Source organism: Streptomyces sp. cmx-4-9, from assembly GCF_046548835.1.
In the GTDB taxonomy this organism is placed as follows: domain Bacteria; phylum Actinomycetota; class Actinomycetes; order Streptomycetales; family Streptomycetaceae; genus Streptomyces.
The window spans coordinates 965,286-990,334 of sequence record NZ_JAEBEE010000002.1 but is presented as its reverse complement, the minus strand read 5'-3'; the positions used below and the strand labels follow the sequence as shown (position 1 = coordinate 990,334).

Here is a 25,049-nt window from a genome sequence, read left to right as displayed (position 1 = left end):
TCCGGCCGCCGGGCCGGAGATCATGGAGCGGTGAGCACTGCACCGGCGGAGATCCTCGCCCTCCTTCTTCTCGTGGTCGTGCTGGCGTGCGCGGTCATCCGCCCCTGGGGACGGTCCGAGGCGGTGTTCGCCGTGCCGGCCGCCGGCGTGGCCGTGGCCACCGGGGTGATCTCCCTGGACCACGCCGTGGAGGAGGCCGTCCGGCTGGGACCGGTGATCGGCTTCCTGGCGGCCGTGCTCGTCCTGGCCCAGCTGTGCGAGGAGGAGGGGCTGTTCCAGGCGTGCGGCGCGTGGATGGCCCGCACCTCGGCGGGCAGGCCGCGCCGTCTGCTGGCGCAGGTCTTCGTCCTTGCCTCGGCAATCACCGCGGTGCTCAGCCTGGACGCGACGATCGTGCTGCTGACCCCGGTGGTCTTCGCCACCGCCGCCCGGCTGGGAGCCCGGTCCCGGCCGCACGTGTACGCCTGCACCCACCTGTCCAACACGGCCTCGCTGCTGCTGCCGGTCTCCAACCTGACGAACCTCCTGGCGTTCGCGGCCAGCGGGCTGAGCTTCACCCGGTTCGCCGCCCTCATGACCCTGCCGTGGCTGGTGGCCATCGGCGTGGAATACCTCGTGTTCCGCCGGTTCTTCGCCACCGACCTGGACGCCGGGGCAGCCGCCCCGGCGACGGCTGGGCCTGCCGAGGTTCCGGTCTTCGCCCTGGCCACGGTGGCCTGCACCCTGGCCGGTTTCGTGGCCGCCTCCGCCGTGGGCCTCGATCCCGCCTGGGCCGCCGCCGCGGGCGCGACGGTACTTGCGGTGCGTGCGCTGCTCCGGCGCCGCACCACGCCCGTCGCCGTCCTTCGGGCCGCCGCGGTGCCCTTCCTCGCCTTCGTTCTCGCCCTGGGCATCGTGGTGCGCGCCGTCGTCGACCACGGGCTGGGCGCGGCCCTGGGCCGGCTGCTGCCGGACGGCACCGGGCTGCTCGCCCTGCTGGGCACCGCCGCGGTGGCCGCCGTGCTGGCCAACGTCATCAACAACCTGCCGGCCGTCCTGGTGCTGCTGCCGCTGGTCGCCCCGGCCGGGCCCGGCGCCGTGCTGGCGGTGCTGCTCGGGGTGAACATCGGCCCCAACCTCACCTACGCCGGCTCCCTGGCCACCCTGTTGTGGCGGCGGATCGTGCACGCCCACGACGGTGAGGTGGAGCTGAAGGAGTTCACCCGGCTCGGCCTGTACGCCGTACCTGCCGGCCTGTGCGCCGCGGTGGTGGCACTGTGGGTGTCGTTGACCACGATCGGAGGAGGCTGACGGTGGCCGTGGTCGTCTGGATCGTCGAGGGCACCTGGCCCGCCTGTGTGGACGCCGCACGCGCCCACGCCCTCCGGGGCGCCGAGGTCGTGCTGGTCCACGTGACACCGGCGGACGTGCCCGGCGCGGCGCACGGCGCGTTCGCTGGTCTCCTCGGCCGGGGGGACGGTGCGCGCGATCCCGGTACACGGGTGGAGCACCTGGCCGCCGCGTCGGCCGACCGGCTCCTGGCCGCCGCGGCCGCCCGCCTCGGGCTGCCGTGCATCCGGCGCGCGTGCACCGGACGCGCCGGGCACGAGGTGGTCGCCGCCGCGGCGGGCGCCGAAGTGCTCGTGGTCGCCCGGGACGGCGACCGGACCCACCTCGGCCCGCACAGCCTGGGCCCGGCGAGCCGCTTCATCGTCGACCACGCCCCCTGCCCGGTCCTGCTGGTCTGGCCGGAAGCCGCGCCGGACATCGACACGATCCCGCCCCCGCCACCGCAGTCGCCGGGATGACCTGCCCCCGCGGGAGCTCCGCCGGGGCCGTCAGAACCAGCTGAGGGCGAGGGGGAAGGAGGCGCCGGCCGAGGCTCCCGTGGCGTCGGTGACGGTGGCGGAGATGCGGACGGTGCCCGAGCCCCAGGGCTTGCCGGTGATCCGGCCCGTCGCCGCGTCCAGGGACAGGCCCCAGGGGAGCCTGTCGGCGGTGTGGCGCAGCGGTGGCTTCCCGCCGGTCGCGGTGAGCTGGATGGTGCAGCTCTGGTGAACCGGCACGCCTGCGGGCCCGGGTCGGCGAGTTTCAGGTCCCCGGTGGGCGGTGGGGTGCCGTCGCAGCCGGGGGCGGCCTCCGCGGGCAGGGGTACGCGCCAGAGCTGGTTGTCGTTCTCGGAGCCCACCAGGAGCGTGGCGCAGTCGGCGTACGCCACGGTCTCGCCCTGGGGCTGGGCGGGCAGGGCCACCTGGGCCAGTACGGCACCGGTCGTGGCGTCGTACACCGAGGCGGTGTTCGCGCCGAGGGGCCCGCCGCTGCGCAGGGTGTAGGACCGGCCGGTGGGCGAGAACGCGCCGTCGGTGGCGAAGACGGGGCCGGGGCGGACCGGGGTGAGGGTGTGGGGGCCGCCGGGCTGCGGAGGCAGCGGTGCCTTGTAGAGCCGGCCGGCGGCGCCGATGAGCTTGCTCGCGACGTACCACTGTCCGGTCACGGGGTCGGCGAGGAGGGACTCGGCGTCGTGGCGTCCGTCGGAGTATGCGAGACGGTAGGTGACCGGGGTGACGGTGGTGCTGGTGAGGAGCTCGGGTTCGGGGAAGCCGTGGACGGTGACCTCGGCGCGGGCGCCGAGGTTGTCGCCGATGTCGCCGACGAGGACCACCGGCCGGCCGGCCGGGTCCCTCGCCACGGCCAGTGCCTCCCAGTCCGTGTTGGAGGTGCCCGCGAGGGTGAGGGTGGCCCTGAGCTGCCCGGTGGGGCCGGTGCAGTCGATCGCGAACACCTGGTTGGTGTTGCCGCTGTCGTTGACGGCGTAGACGACGCCGGGATGGCGGGTGCTCGTGGCGAGTCCGCTGATCTCCGTCAGGCCCGCGGGCAGGGTGCAGGCGCGTTCCGGGGCGAGCGCCCCCGGAGGCGCCCCGGCCTGCGCCGGTACGGGGGCGGGGCAGGGGCGGGGGATGCCGCGGCGTGCGACAGTGGGCCCGGCAGGGCCAGGCTCACGGTGGCGGCGGCCGCGGCCGCGAGGGATGCGAGGAGTCGGGGCATGGGGACAAGGTGGGGTCGTCGGCCGCAGTTGCCCAGGACCGCTGCTGCCGCGTCGGGCATGGACCGATGCCGGACGGGCATGGCGCGGCGCCCGCCGGTGGCGGGGCGGTCGTCAGCGACTGGGCTCGCGGACGGGCGAGTTGTGCCGGGCGTGGGCGAGGAAGGCGCGGGCCGCGCGGCTCAAGGGGCGTCTGGCGTGCACGATGCCGACGGGGCGCAGCAGGGGCGGGGTGAAGGAGCGGACCTCGGCGCGGTGGCCGAAGGCCCGTAAGACGACGTCGCGGTACCAGATGAGCGAGCCGCGGCCGTCGACGACGCCGGTCACCCAGGCCAGCCGCTCGTTGACTTCCAGGGCCGGCACGGGCCGCACTCCGAGACAGCTGAACATCGCCTCCAGTTCGGTGCGGCGGCCGGTCCCCGGCGTCGGCAGCACCATGTCCAGGCCGTCGAGCATCCGGAAGGGCAGCGGGTCGGGCAGGCGGGAACCGAGCGGCGAGATCAGGACGACCTCCCGCTCCTGGATGTGGTGCGTCGACAGCTCCTTGTCCACGGGCAGGTCGACCAGGCCCAGTTCCGCCGTCCCGTCGACGAGCTCCTGGACGAGCACCTCGCGGCTGTCGACCTGGTGCAGGCGGACGTCGACGCCCGGACTGCGCTCGGCGAAGGCCGGGACGAGGTCGACGACCAGGTCGAGCGCCAGGGTCGGGGTGGCCACGACGTGCAGGGTGGCCCTGCTGCCCTGACCGTGCGGGGGGCCGATGTCCTCGATCGCCTCCACCGCGTCGAGCACCGTACGGGCCAGCCGGACCACGCGGGTGCCGGCGGGCGTCAGGTCCACACCGCGCCCGCGCCGGGCGAGCAGCTCCACGCCCAGGTCCCGCTCCATGGCCTGCACGGCCCGGGAGAGGGCCGACTGGGCGACGAACACCGAGGCGGCCGCGCCGGTGATGGAGCGGCAGTCCGCGACGGCGACGAGGTACCGAAGCTGCGCGAGTGTGGGGGTCATGAGCGGACGGTAACCCCAGGACCCTCCAGGTGTAAGGGGCGGCCGGGTGAACAACCGGCCGATTGCGGACGCCCTCATACCGGCTTGACGGCGAGCCATGCCGGCCCGGCATGCCCGGGTGCGGTCCCGTACCGCGGCTGTGCACGGAATGGACAATTCCGGTGCGTGGATCAGCGCAGGCCCGGGCTGTGGGAGCGGTTCCAGCGTGCGGATTCCGTGGGTTCAGCGGGGCGGCTGGAAACCAATGGACCCTACCAATGCGGGCGTTGACACTCACCGGCGGCCACCGCACCATGCAACGCGTCACGACGGTGTTACCGGCGGGTCACCCTCGACGGGTGGGCCTCCGCCGCGGCCTGAACCGGTCCTCGCCACCCCCACCCGAACCGCCCGGATCCTCGCCGCACTGCACCGCCGCCGCTGTCCGCCGCCCCGTGCCACCGCTCAGCGCCACTGCTCCGCGCCATCCCCGTGTGCCACCGCTCAGCGCCGTCCCCGTGCCCCTGCCCGGCGCCACCCGCCGGGCGATCCCGCCGGGCGCCACCCGCCGGGCCACCGCTCGGCGCCGCGCCTCGCGCCACCTCCCGTCCGCCTGCCCCGCGCTGCCGTCCCCCCGCCCGCTCGGCCTGTCAGGAGCGCCTGTGACCCCTCAGCCGGCCCCCTCCCCCGTCCGCGACCTCGTCGTGGCGGTCAGCCCCTTCGAGGAGCCCAACCCCCGGATTGTCGTCGCCGCCGAACGCGCCGGCGCGCTCGGGCTGCTCGACCTCGGCAGAGACGCCGGCCCGGCCCGCCGGGCCCTGGCCGACGCGTCGCGGATCCTGCGGCGGCCCTACGGCGTGCGCGTTCCGGCCGGCTGCCCGCTGTGGCCGGACGAACTCCCGGGCGAGGTGGACACCGTGCTCCTGGCTGATCCCGCCCAGCACCCGCATCCGGCGGCCTGGGCGGCGGGCGGCGCCCGGCGGGTATGGGCGGAAGTGACCAGTCCGCAGGAGGCGGCGGCCGCCGTGGCCGCCGGGGCGGACGCCGTCGTCGCCAAGGGGCACGAAGCGGGCGGCCGCATCGGCGAGCTCACGGCGTTCGTGCTGCTGCAGCGGCTGCTCGCCGACCCGGACGTGACCGTCCCGGTCCTCGTCCAGGGCGGAATCGGGCTGCACACCGCGGCCGCCGCGGTCGCGGGCGGCGCCGCCGGAGTGGTGCTCGACTCCCAGCTCGCCCTCACCACCGAGGGCGTGAGCGCCCTCCCCTCGGAGGTCGCCGCCGCCCTCCGCGCCCTGGACGGCAGCGAGACCCTGGTCGTCGCGGGCCACCGGGTGTACGCGCGCCCCGACCTGACGCCGCCGGAACCCGAAGGCCTCGCCCACCGGCTCGGCGCCCGGGGCCTGCACACCCACCCCCTGCCCCTCGGGCAGGACGGGGCCTTCGCCGTCCGGCTGGCGGACCGTTACCGCACCACGGGCGGCGTGGTGCAGGCCGTGCGCGAAGCGGTCGCGACGCATCTGGACGCCGCCGTGCGGAGCGCTCCGCTGCGGCCCCGCCCCGGGGCGGCCCACCTCCCCGTCGCGCAGGGCCCGATGACGCGGGTCAGCGACCAGGCGGCCTTCGCCGAGGCCGTCGCGGCCGCGGGCGGGGTCCCGTACCTGGCGCTCGCCGTGATGCCGGGCGACGAGGTCCGCGCCCTGCTCGCCGAGACCGCGCGCCTGCTGGGCAGCCGGCCCTGGGGCGTGGGGCTGCTCGGTTTCGCACCTGCGGAGCTGCGGGCCGAGCAGCTCGCCGCGGTGGAGGCGACCCGCCCCCCGTACGCGGTCATCGCGGGCGGACAGCCGGCCCAGGCCGCCCCGCTGGAGGCCGTCGGCACCCGGACCCACCTGCACGTCCCCTCCCCCGGCCTGCTGGGGCAGTACCTGGCCCAGGGCGCCCGGCGGTTCGTCTTCGAGGGGCTGGAGTGCGGCGGCCACATCGGGCCCCGGTCCTCCTTCACCCTCTGGGAGGAGCAGATCGACCGGTTGCTGGCCTGTGAGGACGTCCCGGCGCTGGACCTGCTCTTCGCGGGCGGCATCCACGACGAGCGGTCCGCCGCCATGGTCGCCGTCGCCGCCGCACCGCTCGCCGAACGGGGCGCCCGGATCGGGGTGCTGATGGGCACCGCCTACCTCTTCACGGCGGAGGCGGTCACCGCCGGGGCGGTCCTGCCCGGATTCCAGTCCGCCGCGCTCGACTGCGAGGAGACCGTGCTGCTGCGGACCGCGCCGGGACACGCCACGCGGTGCGCGGCCACCGCGTACGCCGGCACCTTCGAGGCGGCGCGGCTGCGCATGACGCAGGACGGGACGGACCCGCGCGAGGTCTGGGAGGAGCTGGAACGGCTCAACCTCGGACGGCTGCGCATCGCCAGCAAGGGCTTGCGGCACGGCCGCCTCGGACCCGTGCCCGCCACCGAGGAGGAGCAGCGGCGCGACGGTCTCTTCATGCTGGGCCAGGCGGCGACCGCCCGGTCCGCCACGACCACCGTCGCCGCACTGCACGCACAGGTGACGGACGGGGCGAGCGCCTTCCTGGAGCGGCGCACCCGGGAACTCGCCCCCGTGGCGCAGCCCGCGGCGCCGGACGCCGAACCGCTGGACGTCGCGATCGTCGGCATGGCGTGCGCCTACCCGGGAGCGGGGGACCTGGCCTCCTTCTGGGCCGATGTCGTCGCGGGCCGGGACTCCGTCACCGAGGTGCCGGCCGAACGCTGGGACTCGGCGCTGTACTTCGACCCCGACCCGGCCCGGGCCGGGGAGCGCACCCCGTCGCGGTGGGGCGGCTTCCTGCCCCCGGTGCCGTTCGACGCGCTCGCCCACGGCATCCCGCCGGCCTCGCTGCCGGGGATCGAACCGGTGCAGCTGCTCGCCCTGGAGATCGCCTCCCGCGCGCTCGCGGACGCCGGCTACGGCAGCGGGCGCGGCTACGACCGCTCGCGGACCTCGGTGGTCTTCGGCGCGGAAGCGGGCACGGACCTGGCGGGCGCCTACGGCTTCCGCGCCCTGTACCCCGGCTACTTCGGAGAGCTTCCGGCGGAGCTGGACGCCCGGCTGCCGAAGCTGACCGAGGATTCGTTCCCCGGTGTGCTGGCCAATGTCATCGCGGGCCGGATCGCGAACCGGCTCGACCTCGGCGGCGCGAACTGCACGGTCGACGCGGCCTGCGCCTCCTCGCTGGCCGCCCTGGACCTGGCGTGCCGCCAACTACGGTCCGGGGACAGCGACATGGTGCTGTGCGGCGGCGCGGACGTGCACAACGGCATCAACGACTACCTGATGTTCGCCTCGGTACGGGCGCTGTCCCCCACCGGGCGCTGCCGCCCCTTCGCCGCGGACGCCGACGGGATCGCGCTGGGCGAGGGTGTCGCCGCCGTGGTGCTCAAGCGCCTGGAGGACGCGGAGCGGGACGGCGACCGCGTGTACGCGGTCGTCAAGGCCGTCGGCGCCTCCAGCGACGGGCGCTCCCTCGGACTGACGGCGCCCCGGCCCGACGGCCAGCGGCGGGCTCTGGAAAGGGCGTACGCGCGGGCCGGCGTCGCGCCGTCCGACGTGGGGCTGGTCGAGGCGCACGGCACCGGCACGGTCGTCGGCGACGGCACGGAACTCGCGGTGCTCACGGAGCTGTTCGCCGCCTCCGACGGGTCATCCCGCGCCGACGGCGCCCCCGGCGCAGGGTGCGCGCTCGGTTCGGTCAAATCGCAGATCGGCCACACCAAGTGCGCGGCCGGACTGGCCGGGCTGATCAAGGCCGCGCGGGCGGTGCACGCCGGGGTGCGGCCGCCGACGCTGCACCTCGACGCACCGCACCCCGACTGGCGGGCGGAGGCCGGACCGTTCTTCTTCGACACCGAGGCCCGGCTGTGGGCGGCGCCCGTACGGCAGCGGATCGCCGGGGTGAGCGCTTTCGGCTTCGGCGGCACCAACTACCACGCCGTGCTGGCCGGCCACGAGGAGGAGCCCGCGCACGGTCTGGACGCATGGCCCGCCGAACTGTTCTGCTTCCGGGGCGCCGACCACGGTGCGGCGGCGCGGGCGATGGACCGGCTGGCGGCCAGGCTCGCGGAGAACGAGGGCGCGGGGCGGCCCTGGCCGCTGCGTGACCTGGCCGCGGAGACGGCCGCGTCGGCTGCGGGGCCCGTACAGGTCTCGGTGACCGCTGCGAGCCTGGACGACCTCGCGGCGAAGCTGGAGCGGGCCCGTACCTTCACGGAGGGCGACGGGGTCCGGGTGCGGGCGCCGGGCGCGGATCCCGGGAAGGTGGCCTTCCTCTTCCCGGGTCAGGGCAGCCAGCGTCCGGGCATGCTCGGCGACCTGTACGTGGCCTTCCCGCGGTTGCGCGCCCTGCTGGACGAGGCCCCGCAGCAGGTGGTGGCCGCCATGTTCCCGCCGGCGGCCTTCACGGCGCAGGGCCGCTCCCGGCAGCGGGCCGCGGTCACCGACACGCGCGTGGCGCAGCCCGCGCTGGGGCTGGCGGGCGCGGCCTCGTACGCGCTGCTCGGCGCGCTCGGCGTACGGCCGGACTGCACGGCCGGGCATTCGTACGGGGAGCTGACCGCGCTGTACGCGGCCGGCAGCCTCGACTCCGCTGCGCTGCTGCGGCTGAGCGCGCACCGGGCTTCGGCCATCCTGGAGGCCGCCGGGCACGACCCCGGGGCGATGGCTGCCGTGGCGGCCGCCCCCGAGCAGGTCCGGGAGACCGCGGAGCGGGCCGGGTGCGTGGTCGCCAACCACAACGCCCCGGCCCAGTGCGTGGTCTCCGGCCCGACCCCGGCCGTCGAGGCGGCCGTGGCCGCTCTGCAGGCGGCCGGGCTGCGCGCCGAACGCCTGCCGGTGGCCTGTGCCTTCCACAGCGGGGTCGTCGCGGGGGCCGTGGCCGGCCTCGCTGCCGAGCTGGCCCGTACGCCGGTGGCGGAGCCGCAGGTGCCGGTCTGGTCCACGGCCACGGCCCGGCCGTATCCGGCCGGGCCCGAGGAGGTGCGGGAGCTGCTGGCCCGGCAGGTGGCCGAGCCGGTGCGCTTCGTGGAGCAGGTCGAGGCCATGTACGCCTCGGGGGTGCGGACCTTCGTCGAGGCGGGGCCCGGCCGGGTCCTGACGGGGCTGGTCGGCAGGATCCTGGGTGATCGGCCGCACACGGCCGTCGCCTGCGACGTGCCCGGGGAGCCGGGCCTGCCGCAGTTGCTCGCGGCGCTCGCGGAACTCGCGGCGGCCGGGGTGCCGGTGGATCCGGAGGCGCTGTTCAAGGGCCGGGCCTCGCTGCTGCCCGCGCGGGCGCCCCGTCGGCCCGGGTGGCTGGTGGACGGCCATCTGGTGCGGACCGCGGACGGGGCGCCGGTGGTGGGCGGGCTGCAGCCGGCCCGGCGGGTCTTACTGCCGCCGCCGGCCGCTGCCGCCGCCGCGGACCGGCGCGAGGAGGCCGTCCTGGAGTACCTGCGCGGGGCGCGGGATCTGGTCGCCGCCCAACGCGACGTACTGCTGGGCTACCTGGGCGAGGCGGGGCCCGTGCGACCGCGCGCGGTGGAACCGGCCGGGGCGGCGGCGTTCCCCGGTGCGGACGCCGTGGCGGAAGCGGCCGGCGTGACGGTCACCGAGGACGGCGGCGGGGCGGCGCACCCCGCAGCGGCTGCGGCCGTCCGCCCGCCGCGCACCGCGGCCGAGGTCATGGACGCCGTCCTGGAGATCGTCCACCTGCGGACCGGATACCCGTTGGAGATGCTGGATCCGGGCCTCGACCTGGAGGCGGACCTCTCCGTCGACTCCATCAAGCGCGTGGAGATCGTCGGGGCCCTGGCCGACCGCATCGGGCTGGCCGGCCGGCTCGACGGTTCCGCGGCCTCGGCCGTGGAGGAGCTGTCCCGGATCAAGACGCTGCGTGGGATCGTCGAGTGGATCACCGCCCGGGAACCGGCGGGGTCGGCGCCGCCCCCGGCCGCAGTCCCGGCTGTCGCCGTCCCGACCGTCCCCGTACCCGCAGTCCCCGTCGCCGCCGCGGCCCCGGTCGCCGTCCCGGGTCCGGTCGCGGCCGGCCCGGGCAGGGCCCTGGTCCGCCGCCCGGTCCGGTTCCGCGTCGAGGCCTCCCCGGCCGGGCCGCCCGTCACGGCGGATCCCGCCACGGTCCTGGCCGGGCGGACGTTCGCCCTGGCGGGGGACGACCTCGGGGTGGGGGCCGCGCTGACCGCGCTGCTGGAGTCGCACGGGGCCCGGGTCCGCGCCGTCACGGCCGACGATCCCTTCGCCGCCGAGGGGGTGGACGGCCTCGTCGACCTGAGCGCCCTGCGCGCCGGGCCGGATCCCGTACTGCCCGAGGCCTTCGCCCGGCTGCGCGGGGCGCTGCTCTCCGGGGTGCGGTGGCTGCTGCTCGCCACCGCGGCGGGCGGGGCTTTCGGGCACGGCCCGGCCGCGCCCGATCCGGCGCCGGGCATCGGGCTGCGCGGGTTCGCCCGCAGCGCCGCGCTCGAATGCCCGGGCACCCTGGTACGGGCCGTGGACATCGATCCCAAGGACCGTCCGGAGCGCGTCGCCGCCCACCTGCTCGCCGAACTGTGCTCCACCGACGGTCCGGTGGCCGTGGGGTACACCCACGGCGCCCGCAGGGTCCTCACCACCGTGTCCGCCCCGCTCGCGTCCTCCGGGCCCGCGCGGGTGCCCCTGGACGGCGACGGCGTCGTCCTGGTCACCGGCGGAGCCCGGGGCATCACCGCCCGCGCCGCACTGGCGCTGGCCCGGGCCACGGGCTGCCACATCGAGCTGATCGGCCGCACTCCCCCGCCCGGGGCCGCCGAGGACCCCGCGCTGGCTTCGGCCCACGACCGGGTCGCCCTGCGCGCCGCACTGATCGCCGGGGGGCTGCGGACCCCGGCGGAGATCGAGGCCGCGGCTTCGCGGGTGCTGGCCGCCCGGGAGGTGCGGGCCACCCTGCACGCCCTCGGCGGCGCGGCGGCGTCGGTGCGCTACCACTGCGCCGACGTCACCGACGAGGCCGCGGTCCGCGCGGTGGTGGCCGGCATCCGGGCCCGGCACGGCAGGCTCGACGGGATCGTGCACGGGGCGGGCCTGCTCCGGGACTCCCTGCTGCGCGACAAGGACCCCGCGGCCTTCGCCGAGGTCTTCGCCACCAAGGTGGACGGGGCCCGCCATCTGGCCGCGGCGGTCGCGGACGAGGGGGGCGCGCCCGCGCCCGCCCCTGCCTTCGTTGTCCTCTTCGGCAGTGTGGCCGGCGTGTACGGCAACCGCGGCCAGAGCGACTACGCGGCCGCCAACGACGCCCTCGACACCCTGGCCCACGTCTGGTCCGCGGCGTCGCCCGGCCGGGTTCTCGCCGTCGACTGGGGTCCGTGGGCCTCCGAGGCCGGCGGGATGGTCACGCCCGAGCTGGAGCGGGCGTACGCGCAGCGGGGCATCGCGCTCATCGAGCCCGACGCGGGGACGGAGGCCTTCCTCGCGGAGCTGGCCTACGGCACCGACCCCCAGGTCGTCCTCATGGCCGACGGCGAGGGCGAGGGCGACGGAGGCGGAGGCGGAGGCGGGCTCGGACACGGCAACGGCAACGGCGACGGCGGCGGCGGCGCGCAGGACCGGCAGCGCGGACCGCAGCCCTCGGACCTCGCGGACGACCCCGACCCCTCGCACGTCCAGGACCCTTCGCACGTCCAGGACCCTTCGCACGCCTCGGACCCGGGAGCCCGCGATGACCGCTGAGCCGCGCCCGGCCGACGCCGCGATCGTGGGCATGGGCGCCGTGTTCCCCGGCGCCGGCGGTCTCGCCGCCTACCGCGACAACCTGTTCGCCGGCGTCGACGCGATCAGCGAGGTGCCGCCCGGACGCTGGGACCCTCAGGTGTACTACGCCCCCGACGGGCCACCCGGCAGCGACCGCTTCTACTGCCGCCGCGGTGGGTTCGTCGACGACTTCGCCGCCTTCGACCCCACCCGCTACGGCATCATGCCCGCGGCCGTCGCCGGGGCCGAGCCCGACCAGCTGCTGGCCCTGCACGCGACGGCGCAGGCCGTCGCCGACGCGGGCGGCGAGGACCGGCTGCCCGCCGACCGGGGACGCATCGGCGTGGTGCTGGGCCGGGGCGGGTTCATGGGGGTGGCCACCGCCCGCCTCGACCAACGGGTGCGCACCGCACACCAGTTGAGCGCCACCCTGCACGAGTTGGCCCCCGAGTTGAGCGCCGGCCGGATCGCCGCGATCCGGGAGGCCTTCCAGGAGGCCCTGGGCCCGGAGCAGCCGGAGGCCTCCATCGGCCTGGTGCCGAGCTTCACCGCCGCACGGACGGCCAACCGGCTCGACTTCCGGGGCCCCGCCTACACCCTGGACGCGGCGTGCGCCTCCTCGCTGCTGGCCGTGGACCAGGCGGTCGCCCTACTGGCGTCCGACCGCTGCGACCTGGTCGTCGCGGGCGCGGTGCACCACTGCCACATCGCCACGCTCTGGAGCGTGTTCACACAGCTGGGCGCCCTCAGCCCCAGCGAGCGGATCCGCCCCTTCGACCGGCGGGCCGACGGCACGCTGCTGTCCGAGGGGACGGGCGTGGTCCTGCTCAAGCGGCTCGCGGACGCCCGGCGGGACGGCGACCGGGTGTACGCGGTGATCCGCGGGATCGGCGTCGCGGGCGACGGGCGGGCCGCGAGTCTGATGAGCCCCCTGGTGGAGGGCCAGGTACAGGCGCTGGAGCGGGCCTGGACGATGGCGGGCCTCGATCCGGCCGCGGCCGGTTCGATCGGCCTCCTGGAGGCCCACGGTACGGGCACCCCCATCGGCGACGAGGCGGAACTCGCGACGCTGGCGCGAGTGTTCGGCCCACCGGCGGCGTCCGCCCCGATTGCGTTCGGCTCGGTGAAGTCCATGCTCGGCCACACCATGCAGGCGTCCGGCATGGCCGGTCTGATCAAGGCGGCGCTCGCCCTCCACGAAGGGGTGCTGCCGCCGACCCTGCACCTGGACGAGCCGCACGAGGGCCTGGCCCGGACCCGGATGCGCCCGGTGCACGCGGCCGAGCCGTGGGAGCGGGGACCGCAGCCGCGCCGGGCGGCGGTGAACGCCTTCGGGTTCGGCGGGATCAACGCCCACGCCGTCCTGGAGGAGGCGCCCCCAGGACCCCGTCCCTCGCAGCCCCCGGTACGCCGCTTCCTGCCGCTGGGTCCCGTGCGGGCTGCGGTCCGCCCGCGGGGGTCCGCCGTCGGGGGCGCCGCGCCCGCATCCGTACTCCTCCTGACCGCCGGTACGCCCGAGGAGCTGGCGCGGCGGCTGGCCGGGCGGGTCGGCGGGGCCGGCAGCGCGGCGGGCCAGGACGGCGGTCCCTGCCGGCTGGCGGTGCACGAGCCGAACGACGAGCGCCTGGCACTCGCCGCGAAGGTCGTCGCGCGCGGCCGGCCCTGGCGCGGCCGGGGTGGGGTGTGGTTCACGCCCCGGCCGCTCCTCGGCCCGTACGCTGCGGAGCCCGGCGGCAGACTGGCCCTCCTGTTCCCGGGTCTGGAGCCCGAGTTCGCGCCGGCCCTGGGCGAGGTGGCCGCGCAGCTCGACGTCCCGGCTCCGGCGCTCACCGGCGGCGACGGGCTCGTCGAGCGGGCCCTGGACGTCCTCGCCACCGGCCGCTTCCTCGCCCGGGTGCTGACCGGGCTCGGCATCAGGCCCGACCTGCTGGCGGGGCACAGCGTCGGCGAGTGGGCCGCCATGGTGGTCGCCGGAATGTACCCGCAGGAGGCGGTGGACACCTTCCTCGGATCGCTGCGTCCCGGATCGCTCGCGGTACCGGACCTGGTGTACGCGGCCCTGGGCTGCGGCGCGCCCCAGGCGGCGGCCGCGCTGCACGGCCTGGAGGACGTGGCACTCAGCCACGACAACTGCCCCCACCAGTCGGTGGTCTGCGGTCCGCCGGCGCGGATCGCCTCGGTGCTGGAACGGCTGGCCGAGGAAGGGGTGACGGGCCGGGAGCTGCCCTTCCGGTCCGGATTCCACACGCCCATGTGGGAGCCGTACCTCGGGCAGGTGCGGACCGCTTTCGGACGCCTGCCGCTGCGGCCGGCCGAGGTCCCCGTGTGGTCCGCCACCACGGTGGCGCCGTACCCGGGCGACGAGGAAGGGGTCCGGGAGCTCGTGGTCCGCCATCTCCTGGAGCCGGTGCGCTTCCGGGCCCTGACGCTGCGGCTGCACGAGCAGGGCGTACGGGCCTTCGTCTCCGCCGGGCCGGGCAGTCTGACCGGCTTCGTGGAGGACACGTTGCGCGGGAAGGACCACCTGGCGGTCGCAGCCTCGTCCTCGCGCCTGCCGGGGCTGGACGCCCTGCGCCACCTTGCGGCCGCCCTGTGGACCGAGGGACTCCAGCCGCGCTGGGACCGGCTCGCGGCCCGGCCCCCGGCGGACCGCTCGGGGCGCCCGGTCCGGCTCGACCTCGGTTCGCCGCTGGTACGGCTGAACGGAGCCGCCACCCCCCTGTGGGAGCGCGGCCCGCTGCCCGGCCGCGGCGGCGCCGCCGGCCGGCCCGTGCTCCTGTCGGCCCTGGACGCCGTCCTCGAGGAGTCGCAGGCGGCTGCCCGCGCCGTCGCCGAAGCCCTGGCCGCAGCGCCGGACGCGGGGGCCGCCGCGGCGGGCGGCGTACCGGCCGGCCGGGCCGTGCACCGTCCCGCGGCTCCCGAGCCGTCAGGACCGCGGGTACAGACCCGCCGGCTGTCCCTGGACACCCTCCCCTCCGTCCGCGACCACTGCGTCTACCTGCAGCCCGAGGGCTGGCCGGAGGACTCCGACCGCTTTCCCGTCGTCCCGATGACCACCATGCTGGAGCTGGCCGCCGAGGCCGCGCTGGCCGGCCGGCCCGGCCGGTGCGTCACCGGTTTCGACGACATGCGCGCCCTGCTCTGGCTCCCCGTCGCCCCGGCCGTCGACGTCGCGTTCCGCGTCCGGCCGGCCGGCGAGGACCTGGTCCGGGTGGACATCGGCGACTGTGCGTCGGTCGTCGTGCGCCTGGGCTCCGACCACGGCGCTCCCCCGCCGCCGGATCCGGCCCCCCTCACCGGCGAGCGTCCGGCGCCGGTCTCCGCCGAGGCGCTGTACCGGGACCGCTGGATGTTCCACGGACCCCGGTTCGCCGGGGTCCACGAGGTCACCGCGGTGGCCGAGGACGGGATCCGCGGCGTGCTGCGGGCGCTGCCCGCTCCGGGGGCGCTGCTCGACGCCGCCGGGCAGCTCCTCGGCCACTGGATGCAACTGCGCCTGGAATCCGACCGGCTGGTGTTCCCGGCCGTGCTCGGACGGATCCGCCTGTACGGGCCCCCGCCCCCGCAGGGCACGCTGCTGGCGGCGACGGCCCGCATCCGCGAGGTGCGGCCCACCTCCGTACGGGGCGACGTGGAGCTGCGCACCCCCGACGGCGTGGTGTGGGCGCGGCTCGACGAGTGGACGTACCGCCGGTTCGCGGCCGACGAGCGGGTCTGGCCGATGAAGTTCACCCCGGAGGTGTCCGGCATCGGCGAACCGCAGCCCGACGGCTGGTGCGCGGCCGCCCGGCGCTGGAGCGATCCGGCCTCACAGGAACTGGTCATGCGCCGCTATCTCGGCGCCGCCGAGCGCGCGGCGTACGAGGAGCTGGCGCCACGGGCCCGCGCGCCCTGGCTGCTGGGCCGGATCGCCGCGAAGGACGCCCTGCGGCAGCTCCTGTGGGACCGGGGCGCCGGGCCCGTGTTCCCGGCCGAGGTCACCGTCGGTTACGACGGGGCGGGCCGCCCGGTGCCCGGCGGGCTGGCCGCCGGACTGCACGTGTCGCTGGCCCACAAGGACCGGGTCGCCGTGGCCTTCGCGCATGCCGCATCCCCCGTGGGCATCGACGTGGAGCGGGTGGCGGAGGATCCCGGCGCCTTGATCCGGATCGCGCTTACGCCGGAGGAGCACCGCGTGGCCGAGCGGCGTGCGGCCCGGGACGGCTGCGGTCTGGCCGCGTCCGCCACCGCTCTGTGGTGCGCCAAGGAGGCGGCCTCGAAAGCGGAGGGGACGGGCCTCGGCGGGCGCCTCGTGCACTGGCAGGTGACCGAGGACCCGGCGGGCGGGCTGCTGGTCCGCTCCCCTGCCGGCCTGACCCACCGGATTCGTACGGCGGCCTACGCGGGCCACCAGGTCGCCTGGACCGTCCCGCCCGGCCCGAACGCCGTCCCACTCCCCCGCACGTCCGCCCCCTCAGCCCTTCCGACCCCGACGGAGAACAGTCATGGCATCTGACATCCTCGCCGAGATCACCGGCATGCTCGTCCGCGTGGTCGGCGACGAGTTCCTCCTCGCCGACGAGGTCACCATGAAGACGACGTTCAACGAGGACCTGGCGCTGGAGAGCATCGAGTTCGTCGCGCTCGCCGAGCTGCTGCACGAGCGCTACGGGTCCCGGGTCGACCTCATGGGCTTCCTCGCGGAGAAGGACATGGAGGCGATCCTGGCCATGTCGGTCGGCGAGCTCGTCGACCACATCGCCCGGGTCGCGCACGGCGCGCTGGCCGCCCTGCCGGTACGCCCGACTCCCGCGGCCTGAGCCGGCCATGGCCGAGATCCTCGCCAACGCGCTGCGCTTCCACGTCCAGCGGCTGCCCGCTGCCGAAACCCCCGGGTCCGGCGGCGCGGGGGGCGCGGGCGTGCCGGTGGTCTTCCTGCACGGGCTGGTCGTCGACAACCTCTCCAGCTTCTACTGCCCGCTGGCCCTGCCGCTGGCGCGGGCGGGGCACGAGGTGGTCCTCTACGACCTGCGCGGCCACGGCCTCAGCGAGCGCCCCCCGTCCGGCTACGACAGCGGCAGCGCCGTCCGGGACCTGGTGGCCCTGCTGTCCTCCCTCGGGCTCGACGGGCAGCCGGTCCACCTGGTCGGCAACAGCTACGGGGGCACCCTCGCCCTGCACACCGCGCTGGCCCGGCCCGGCCTGGTGGCGGGCCTGACCCTGCTCGAACCGCCCCTGAGCGGGCCGTGGGTGGAGAACATGGTCGACACCCTGTCCGTGGCCGCGCTCAGTCTGGAGGACAGTCCGGTCCCGGCCGAGCTGTCCTCGCTGCGGCTGCGCAAGGCGGCGAAGCTGACGGCGATCGCCGATGCGCTCCTGAACCGCACCACCCTCATCGACGACATCGCGTCGGGCCGCACCTTCACACCGGCCGACTACGCGGCGGTCGGCTGCCCGGTCCTGGTGGTCTGCGGGGAGCACTCCGAGCTGGTCCCCGGCGCCCGGGAGTTCGTCCGCACCGCCTCCCGCGGCACGCTGCGGATCCTGCCGGGGCTCGGCCACGACGTCCTCAAGGAGCCCGGCGGGGTGCTGCGGGAGTCCGTACTGGCGCATGCGGCGGCCGTCCGCCGGGCCGCCGGGGCGGGAGCGCTGAGCGCATGAGGGTCCTGTTCGTCGTGCCCCCGCTGGCCGGGCACGTCAATCCGACCGTCGCCGTCGCCGCCGAACTGGCCGCCCGGGGGCACGAGAGCGCGTGGACCGGGCCCGCCGAGGTCCTGTCCGGGCTGCTGCCCGCGCACGCCCGGCTGTTCCCCTCCGGGGACGTACCGGGCCCGGACTCCGGGGGGTACGCCGCCCTGCACGGGCGGTGGCGGGACCTGCGGGGCGTGGCCGCCCTGCGGTTCCTCTGGGCGGAGGCCCTGGTGCCGCTGGCGCGGGCGATGGTGCCGGGCGTCGAACGTGCCGTCGCCGCGTTCTGCCCGGACGTGGTGGTCGCCGACCAGCAGGCGCCGGCCGGGGCCATGGTCGCCCGCCGGCTCGGCATCCCGTGGGTCACCTCGGCCAGCACCTCGGCCGAGTTCACCCGCCCGTTCGCCGGATTCCCCAAGGTCGGCGCGTGGGTGGCGGAGCAGCTGGCCGGACTGCTCGCCGAATGCGGGGCGCCTCCCGGCTGGGATCCGCGGTTCTCGGACCGGCTGGTCCTGGTGTTCTCCACCCCGGAGCTGATCGGGGGCGCGGAGCCGTTCCCGGCGCACTACGCCTGCGTGGGGCCGGCCTTCGGCGCCCGGCCGCCCGGCCGGGACTTCCCGTGGACGCGCCTCGACCCGGAGCGCCGCCGGGTGCTGGTCTCGCTGGGCACGCTCAACCAGGAGGCGGGATCGCGGTTCTACGCCGCGGTCCTGGCGGCCGGTGAGCGGCTCGCTGACCGGGCCCAGCTGATCCTGGCCGCTCCCCGGCACCTGACCGGCCCGGTCCCGGCGGGCGTCCTGCTCCAGGAGGCCGTACCGCAGCTGCGGCTGCTGCCGCACCTCGACGCGGTGGTCAGCCACGGCGGCCACAACACGGTGTGCGAATCGCTCGCCCACGGCCTCCCGCTGGTCGTGGCCCCGATCCGGGACGACCAGCCGATCGTCGCGCAGCAGGTCGCCGACGCCGGGGCCGGGGTCCGGGTGCGTTTCGCCCGGGCCCGGCCCGACGACCTGCACGACGCGCTCGCTGCCGTACTGGACGACTTCGGCCCGCACCGCCGTGCGGCCCGCCGGATCCAGGCGTCCTTCGCCGCTGCGGGGGGCGCCGCCACCGCAGCCGACCGATTGGAGGGGCTCGTATGAGCCCATGGGTTTCCGCCGTGATGGCCGCCGCACTCGGTGCGGGGACGGTACGCGCCCGCCTGCGGCTGCACGCGCTGCCGGTCCTGGCCGCCGGGGACGCACCGCCCCCGGCGGGCGGGTCCGCTGCAAAGGCCCCCGTGCCGGGGCCGCGCCGGCGGCTGCTCACCGCGCGGGGGGTCGCCGTCGGCGCGGGCGTGTACGCCGCCGCCTGCGCCCACGCCGACCGGGAGGGGCTGGACGTACTGGAGCTGTTGCCCGCCGACCTTCCCGCGGAGGACGCCCTCGGGCTGCTGCGGCTGGTCGATCCGGCGGCCTACCGGCAGGACCGACTGGCCGCCGGGCGCGGCGCGGGCTGTGCCGTACTCGTCTCCGAAGACGTCCTGGCGCGGTCCGGTACCGACCCGGACGTGCCGCGGGACCGCGCGGACCTGCTGGCCCTGACCCGCCGGCTGAAGGAGTACGCCACCGCCTCGACGGACCTGGCGGTCGCCCCGGGCCTCTCCGTCGGCACTGCGGGACCCGGCGGCGGGGCCGCCGGGCTCCGCGCCCAGGGCCTGCCGGCGGGCCTGCTGTCCGCGGCCCGGCTGGGCGGCCTCGCCCTGCTCGCGGCGGCAGCCGTGCGGGACGGCCGGTGGGGCGCCGCCGCGGCCGGGCTGTACTGCGTGCAGCCCGCCCTGGTACTGGGCACCGGCGGGCCGCTGCACCCTGCGGACCTGGCCCGCGCGAGTCTTGTCCGGCCGCTGCGGTCGCTGGGCGCGGGGCTGCGCACGGCCGTGGAGGCCCGGTCCTTCCAGGAGGCCGCGGAGCAGGACCGCCGGGCCGGGTACGCCGCCGAACTCGCGGACGGAACCGACCGGTTCTTCGAACCGCGGCGCTCCCACTGCCCGTGGTGCGGCTCGTCCCGGCTGTCGGTGCGGGTGCGCATGCCGGACCTGCTGCAGGGCAAGCCGGGCCGTTTCACCCTGGAGGAGTGCGGGTCCTGCGGGCACGTCTTCCAGAATCCGCGGCTGACGGTGGAGGGGCTGGACTTCTACTACCGGGATTTCTACGACGGGCGGGGCGGCGAGGGCGCCGGAACCGTCTTCGGCCGGCTCGGCCCCCACTACCGGGCGCGGGCCGCGATGCCGGCCCCGTACGGCCGCCCCGCCACGTGGCTCGACGTGGGCACCGGCCACGGCCACTTCTGCGACGTGGCCCGGGAAGTGTGGCCGCAGACCCGCTTCGACGGGCTCGACATGGGCGAGGGGGTCCGGGAGGCCGAGCGGCGCGGCTGGGTGGCGACCGGCTACCAGGGCCAGTTCCCCGACCTCGCGGCCAAGCTCGCCGGGCAGTACGAGGCGGTCAGCATGTACCACTATCTGGAGCACACCCGCGACCCCTTCGCCGAACTCGACGCGGCGGCGCAGGTCCTGGTGCCGGGCGGGTACCTGCTGATCGAACTGCCCGACCCGCAATCACGGATGGCGCGCCTGCTGGGCCCGCACTGGCTGCCGTGGTTCCAGCCGCAGCACCAGCACCTCATCCCGGCGGGCAATCTGCGGGCGGCACTGTCCGAGCGCGGGTTCACGGTCCTTGCGGAGCAGCACGGGCCCGCCCACCAGCACAACGACTTCGTGGGCGCCGTCGCCCTCACCGCGAACCGGCTCGCCCCCGATCCGCACAGCCCGTGGGCCGACCCGGCGGCGCTGCGCCCAACCCGGCGCGCAGCCCGGCAGGCGGTCCGGGCGGCTGCCCTGCCGGCGCTCGCGGCGGCAGGCCTGCTGGACGCGGTGCGCAGCGCCGCGGCCCGCCGCACGGACGGCGGGAACGCGTACCGGATGCTGGCCCGCAAGGAGGCGGGGTGAGCGCCCGGTCAGCGGAAGGGCCCGCCGGGTCGGGGCCGTTGGCGCTGCGGGCGACCGCCGACCCGCTGCTGCGCCTGGTCGCGCATGCGCTGGAGGTCGCGCACGGCCGGCCTCCGGCCGCGGTGTGGAGCGCCCCGCACGCCTTCCACCTGGACGCGCCGGGCCTGGTGGCGGCGGCCGGCTGGCCGGTGGCGGCCGCCGCGGCGCCGCGTACCGACGGGGTGGTGCGGTTGAGTTCCCTCAGCCATCCCGCGCAGTCCTGCACGCTGGCGTTGGCCGGGCCGTCCCCCGAGACGCCGCCTTGGGCGGCGCGCCCGTACGCCCTGTTGAGGGCCCTCGCCGGAGCCGGGTACGGGGGTGTCGGCACGGATCTGCACGTCCAGGGCACCCTCACCGAGGCGGCGGGGCTGCGGCTGGCGGAGCCCCGCGACTGCGCCGTGGCGCTCGCGGTGACGGATGTGCACACCGCGCCGGGTGAGCCGCGGCCCGGGCGGGAGCTGCTGGCGGGGCTGATCCGGGGGCTGGCCCCGCGCGACGATGCGGCCCTGCACGCCGCCGTGCTGTGTGCGCGGCCGGGCACGGCGCTGGGCACCGGCGCGGACGGGCAGCCGCACCGTGTGCCCTTCGATCCGCCGGCGTCGGGGGCGCACCTGGTGCTCATGGCCGTCCGGGGCTCCGCGCAGGAGCGGCGTGCCGCTCTGGACCGGGGCGCGGACCGTGCCCGCCGGGCGGGTGCGCTCAGCGTCTGGCCGCCGGGCCGCGGGGCGGGTCGCAGCGTTCTGGTGCTGCTGCCCCGTGAGCGGTTGACGGCGGTGCGCGCGGCGGTCGTGCAGGAGTTGCGCGCACGGGGCCTGCCCGCGCCGCGCTTCGTGAACATCGCCGTGGCCGGTGCGGCCCGGCGGGAGGACTGAGCCGGGCCGTTCCGGCCGCGGCGAGACACAGGAGGCAGGACATGAGAACCGGACACGTACCACGGGATGACGCGGACCGACCGGTGCAGCCGGACGGCGGCCGGGTGGCGCGGGGCGGCAGGCGGCGGGCGGCCGCGGCCGGCATCGCCTGCGCGCTGGGGCTGGTCACCGCCCTGGCCACCGGCAGCTCGCAGGCCGCCGTCGCCCCCTCGGCGCCGACGCCCGCCGCTGCCGCTGCCGCTGCCGCCCTTCCGGCCTATGACCACGTCGTGGTGGTCGTCTTCGAGAACAAGCAGTACGGCGACATCATCGGCAGCGCCAACGCCCCGTACGTCAACCAGCTCGCGGGAGCGGGTGCGAGCCTCACGGGGATGAAGGCGCTGACCCACCCCAGCCAGCCCAACTACTTCAACCTGTTCTCGGGCGCCACCCAGGGCATCACGGGCGACGGCTGCTACACGCCGCAGTCGATGTCCGCTCCCAACCTCGGCCAGGAACTCCTCGCGGTCGGCAAGACCTTCGCCTCGTACAACGAGGACTTGCCGAGCCAGGGCTCCACGGCGTGCACCAACGGCCAGTACGCGCAGAAGCACAACCCGTGGTTCGCCTTCACCAACGTACCCCTGGACACCGGCAAGACCTGGGCGCAGTTCCCGCGCACCGGCTTCGAGGCGCTGCCGCACCTGTCGTTCGTCGTCCCGAACCAGTGCAACGACATGCACTCCTGCTCCGTCGCCACGGGCGACACCTGGGTCAGGAACAACTTGGATGCGTACGCCCAGTGGGCGAAGGCCAACAACAGCCTCCTCGTCCTGACCTGGGACGAGGACAACTACCTGGGGTCGAACCAGATCGCGACCGTCTTCTACGGCGCGCACGTCAAACAGGGCCGGTACGGCAGCGCGTACAACCACTTCAACCTGCTGCGGACCTTCGAGGACCTGTTCGGGACCGCTCACGCGGGCAATGCTGCCGGTGCCCAGCCGATCACGGAGGTCTTCGGCACGGGCGGTGAGGAGCCGCCGCCGGGTGGTCTGTCGGTGGTCGACCCGGGGGCGCAGACCTGCAAGTTCAACCAGTCCTGCACGATCCAGCTGACGGCCTCCGGCGGGCAGGCCCCGCTGCGGTGGACCGCCTCCGGTCTGCCGTGGGGCCTGTCCATCGACGCGGGGACCGGCCGGATCAGCGGGAAGCCCTGGGGATCCGGGACCGTCCAGGTCACCGCTTCGGTCAGTGATGCGGCCGGCAGGTCGGCGGGCACCACCTTCCCGCTCACCCTCAACTGGTTCTGATCTGCTGGTTCCTGACGGAACGGAAGGAGGAATCCGTGTACGTGTCGGCCAGTCGCGCGTCCGACGCCGCCCGGGGCCTGCCCCGCGCGGCGGCCGGCCCCGCCGTCGCGGGGAACGTGCTCGTGCTCGGCCTGGTCAGCCTGGTCACGGATGTCTCCGCGGAGATGGTCACCGCCGTACTGCCGCTGTACCTCGTCGTCGGCCTCGGCATGTCGCCGCTGGCCTTCGGCGCGCTCGACGGGCTCTACCAGGGCGCGACCGCCCTGCTGCGGCTGGCCGGCGGGCACGTCGCCGACCGGACCGCCCGCCACAAGCTGGTGGCGGGCACGGGCTACGCCCTGTCCGCCGTCTGCAAACTGGGGCTGCTCGCGGTCTCCGCCCCGTGGGCGATCGGGGCCGTCCTGGCCGCCGACCGGGCCGGCAAGGGCCTGCGGACCGCGCCGCGCGATGCGCTCATCTCCCTGTCGGCCCCGCCGGAGGGGCAGGGCCGGGCCTTCGGAGTGCACCGGGCCATGGACACGGCCGGGGCGCTGCTGGGCCCGCTCGTGGCCTTCGGCGTGCTGTGGGCGGCGCATGACGCCTACGAGACCGTGTTCACGGTCAGTTTCTGCACCGCGGCCTTCGCGGTGCTGCTGCTCGCCCTGTTCGTCCGGGACGTCCGCGGCAAACCGGCCCGGCCCGTCCCGCCGTCCCGCCGCGGACCGGGGCCGGCGGCCGTGCTCCGCGATCCGGGGGTGCGGCGGCTCGCGCCGGCCGCGGCCCTGCTCGGGGTGTTCACGGTCGGGGACTCCTTCGTGTACCTGCTGCTGCAGCGGCGGCTGGAGCTGCCGGCGGCCGTGTTCCCGCTGCTGCCCGTGGCGACGGCGGCCGGCTTCCTGCTGCTCGCCGTCCCGCTGGGCAGGCTCGCGGACCGGGCCGGGCGGGGTCCGGTGTTCCTGGCGGGCCATGCGGCGCTGGCGGCGGCGTACCTCCTGCTCCTCTCCCCGCTGGGCGGCGCGGCTGCAGCCGTCCTCGTCCTCGTCCTCCTCGGCGCGTTCTATGCGGCCACCGACGGCGTGCTGATGGCGGCCGCCGGCCCGCTGCTGCCCGCACCGCTGCGGGCGAGCGGCATGGCCGTGGTCCAGACGGCGCAGGCACTGGCCCGCCTGGCGGGTGCGCTGCTGTTCGGCGCCGGATGGACGTACGCGGGTCCTGGCGCCGCACTGGCCTGTGCGGCCGGCGGCCTCGTCCTGGCGATCGCGGTGCTCCGGGCGTCCGGCATCCTGGAAAAGGAGGCCCTGCGATGACGGGCACGCTGCGCAAGGTCCTCGTCCTGGCCGTGCTGTCCGCCCTGTTGGCGGCGGTGGCCGTGGTCTCGGTGGTCCGCGCCGCGGACCGCGCGGGCGAGCGCGCAAAGGCCCGTCCGGGCGGCCCCGCCGCACAGTCGGGCGCGGTGGGCCTGGAGCAACGGGGCCGGCTGCTGTTCCGCAATCTCGCCTGGGGGCCGGGCCGCGACACGATCGCCTCGGTGCCGCTGGCGGCGCCCGAGGGCGAGCGGACCACCGCACCTCAGGACTGCCTGCGCTTCCACGCGGCCGCGGGGACGGGTGTGTGCCTGCGCCGCGCGGGCGGGGTGGTCCCCCGTTACGAGGCGCTGGTCCTCGACGCGGCGCTGCGGCCGGTCCGTTCCTTCGACGTGCCGGGTACGCCGACCCGCGCGCGGGTCTCCCCCAGCGGGCGGCTGCTGGCCTGGACGGTGTTCGTCAGCGGGGACTCGTACGCGGGCGGCACCTTCTCCACCCGTACCGCCGTCTACGACACCCGCTCGGGGCTGCTCGTCCCGAACCTGGAGGACTTCGCGGTGTCGGAGGGGGGCCGGCGCCGTCAGGCGGCCGACCACAACATCTGGGGGGTGACCTTCGCCGCCGACGACAACCGCTTCTACGCGACCCTGGCTTCCGCGGGGCGCACGCACCTGGTCGAGGGCGATCTGCGGGGCCGCCGCCTACAGGTGCTCCGGGAGAACGCGGAGTGCCCGTCCCTGTCGCCCGACGGGACGCGGATCGCGTTCAAGAAGCGGGTGGCGGGCCTGCCGGCCGACGCCCCGTGGCGGCTGTACGTCCTGGACCTGGGCACGGCCACCGAGACCGCCCTGGCCGAGGAGCGCAGCGTCGACGACCAGGCGCTGTGGTTCGACGACGGGACGCTGCTCTACGGGCTTCCGGGTGATTTCGGCGCCGACCTGTGGTCGGTGCCCGCGACGGGCGCGGGCAGCCCGCACCTGCTGGTCCGCTCCGCCGTCTCCCCGGCCGTACTGCCCCCGTGACCCCGTGACCCCGTGACCTCGTTCACCGAACCGTACGGGGGCCGGCCGGCCGGCATGGCGGCGGCCACGCCGATCGCCAGGGGCGCGGGCAGGCAGACGGGGCGGGGCGGCACCCTGTGGGT

14 protein-coding genes are annotated in these 25,049 nt (G+C 76.4%); 12 read left to right on the top strand and 2 right to left on the bottom strand.

The features are described from left to right. Positions 1-30 precede the first annotated feature (30 nt). Both ACLJTM_RS10725 and ACLJTM_RS10720 read left to right on the top strand, forming a co-directional pair. Positions 31-1,290: an SLC13 family permease gene (locus tag ACLJTM_RS10725; protein WP_411103221.1), complete on the top strand. Its 1,260-nt coding sequence runs from the start codon at positions 31-33 to the stop codon at positions 1,288-1,290. Between the two features lie 2 nt (positions 1,291-1,292). Then, a complete protein-coding gene (locus tag ACLJTM_RS10720) occupies positions 1,293-1,787 on the top strand; it encodes a universal stress protein (protein WP_411103220.1) in 495 nt (164 codons plus the stop codon). A gap of 30 nt (positions 1,788-1,817) precedes the next feature. Here the strand turns inward: ACLJTM_RS10720 and ACLJTM_RS10715 are convergent, their stop codons facing one another. Further along, positions 1,818-2,045, bottom strand: coding sequence for an Ig domain-containing protein (locus ACLJTM_RS10715; protein WP_411103219.1), 228 nt, complete (start codon positions 2,043-2,045; stop codon positions 1,818-1,820). Between the two features lie 1,091 nt (positions 2,046-3,136). Next, positions 3,137-4,030: a LysR family transcriptional regulator gene (locus tag ACLJTM_RS10710; protein ID WP_411103218.1), complete on the bottom strand. Its 894-nt coding sequence runs from the start codon at positions 4,028-4,030 to the stop codon at positions 3,137-3,139. A gap of 641 nt (positions 4,031-4,671) precedes the next feature. Between ACLJTM_RS10710 and ACLJTM_RS10705 the strand changes: the two genes are divergently transcribed. Genes ACLJTM_RS10705 through ACLJTM_RS10660 form a run of 10 tightly spaced genes read left to right on the top strand, consistent with a single transcriptional unit; the run spans position 4,672 to position 24,927 of the window. Then, positions 4,672-11,745, top strand: a complete 7,074-nt coding sequence (locus tag ACLJTM_RS10705) for an SDR family NAD(P)-dependent oxidoreductase (RefSeq protein WP_411103217.1) — start codon at positions 4,672-4,674, stop codon at positions 11,743-11,745. Continuing rightward, a complete protein-coding gene (locus ACLJTM_RS10700; protein WP_411103216.1) occupies positions 11,735-16,261 on the top strand; it encodes a beta-ketoacyl synthase N-terminal-like domain-containing protein in 4,527 nt (1,508 codons plus the stop codon). Before ACLJTM_RS10705 ends, ACLJTM_RS10700 begins: the two co-directional genes overlap by 11 nt. After that, complete coding sequence (locus tag ACLJTM_RS10695) at positions 16,251-16,565, top strand: acyl carrier protein (RefSeq protein ID WP_411103215.1); 315 nt, start codon at positions 16,251-16,253, stop codon at positions 16,563-16,565. Before ACLJTM_RS10700 ends, ACLJTM_RS10695 begins: the two co-directional genes overlap by 11 nt. A 7-nt stretch (positions 16,566-16,572) precedes the next feature. Beyond that, positions 16,573-17,406: an alpha/beta fold hydrolase gene (locus ACLJTM_RS10690; RefSeq protein ID WP_411103214.1), complete on the top strand. Its 834-nt coding sequence runs from the start codon at positions 16,573-16,575 to the stop codon at positions 17,404-17,406. Beyond that, on the top strand, positions 17,403-18,575 hold the full coding sequence (locus ACLJTM_RS10685) for a glycosyltransferase (RefSeq protein ID WP_411103213.1): 1,173 nt from the start codon (positions 17,403-17,405) through the stop codon (positions 18,573-18,575). The genes ACLJTM_RS10690 and ACLJTM_RS10685 overlap by 4 nt, the downstream gene beginning before the upstream one ends. Beyond that, positions 18,572-20,419, top strand: a complete 1,848-nt coding sequence (locus ACLJTM_RS10680) for a class I SAM-dependent methyltransferase (RefSeq protein ID WP_411103212.1) — start codon at positions 18,572-18,574, stop codon at positions 20,417-20,419. Before ACLJTM_RS10685 ends, ACLJTM_RS10680 begins: the two co-directional genes overlap by 4 nt. Further along, positions 20,416-21,330 carry a galactokinase gene (locus ACLJTM_RS10675; protein WP_411103211.1) on the top strand — a complete coding sequence of 305 codons (915 nt, stop codon included), beginning with the start codon at positions 20,416-20,418 and terminating at the stop codon, positions 21,328-21,330. Before ACLJTM_RS10680 ends, ACLJTM_RS10675 begins: the two co-directional genes overlap by 4 nt. Positions 21,331-21,371: 41 nt before the next feature. Next, positions 21,372-22,622, top strand: a complete 1,251-nt coding sequence (locus ACLJTM_RS10670; RefSeq protein ID WP_411103210.1) for an alkaline phosphatase family protein — start codon at positions 21,372-21,374, stop codon at positions 22,620-22,622. A 35-nt stretch (positions 22,623-22,657) separates the two neighbouring features. Next, positions 22,658-23,908, top strand: coding sequence for an MFS transporter (locus ACLJTM_RS10665; RefSeq protein ID WP_411103209.1), 1,251 nt, complete (start codon positions 22,658-22,660; stop codon positions 23,906-23,908). Continuing rightward, entirely contained in the window at positions 23,905-24,927 is a 1,023-nt protein-coding gene (locus ACLJTM_RS10660) for a TolB family protein (protein WP_411103208.1), read from the top strand. Before ACLJTM_RS10665 ends, ACLJTM_RS10660 begins: the two co-directional genes overlap by 4 nt. The last annotated feature ends 122 nt before the right edge of the window (positions 24,928-25,049 follow it).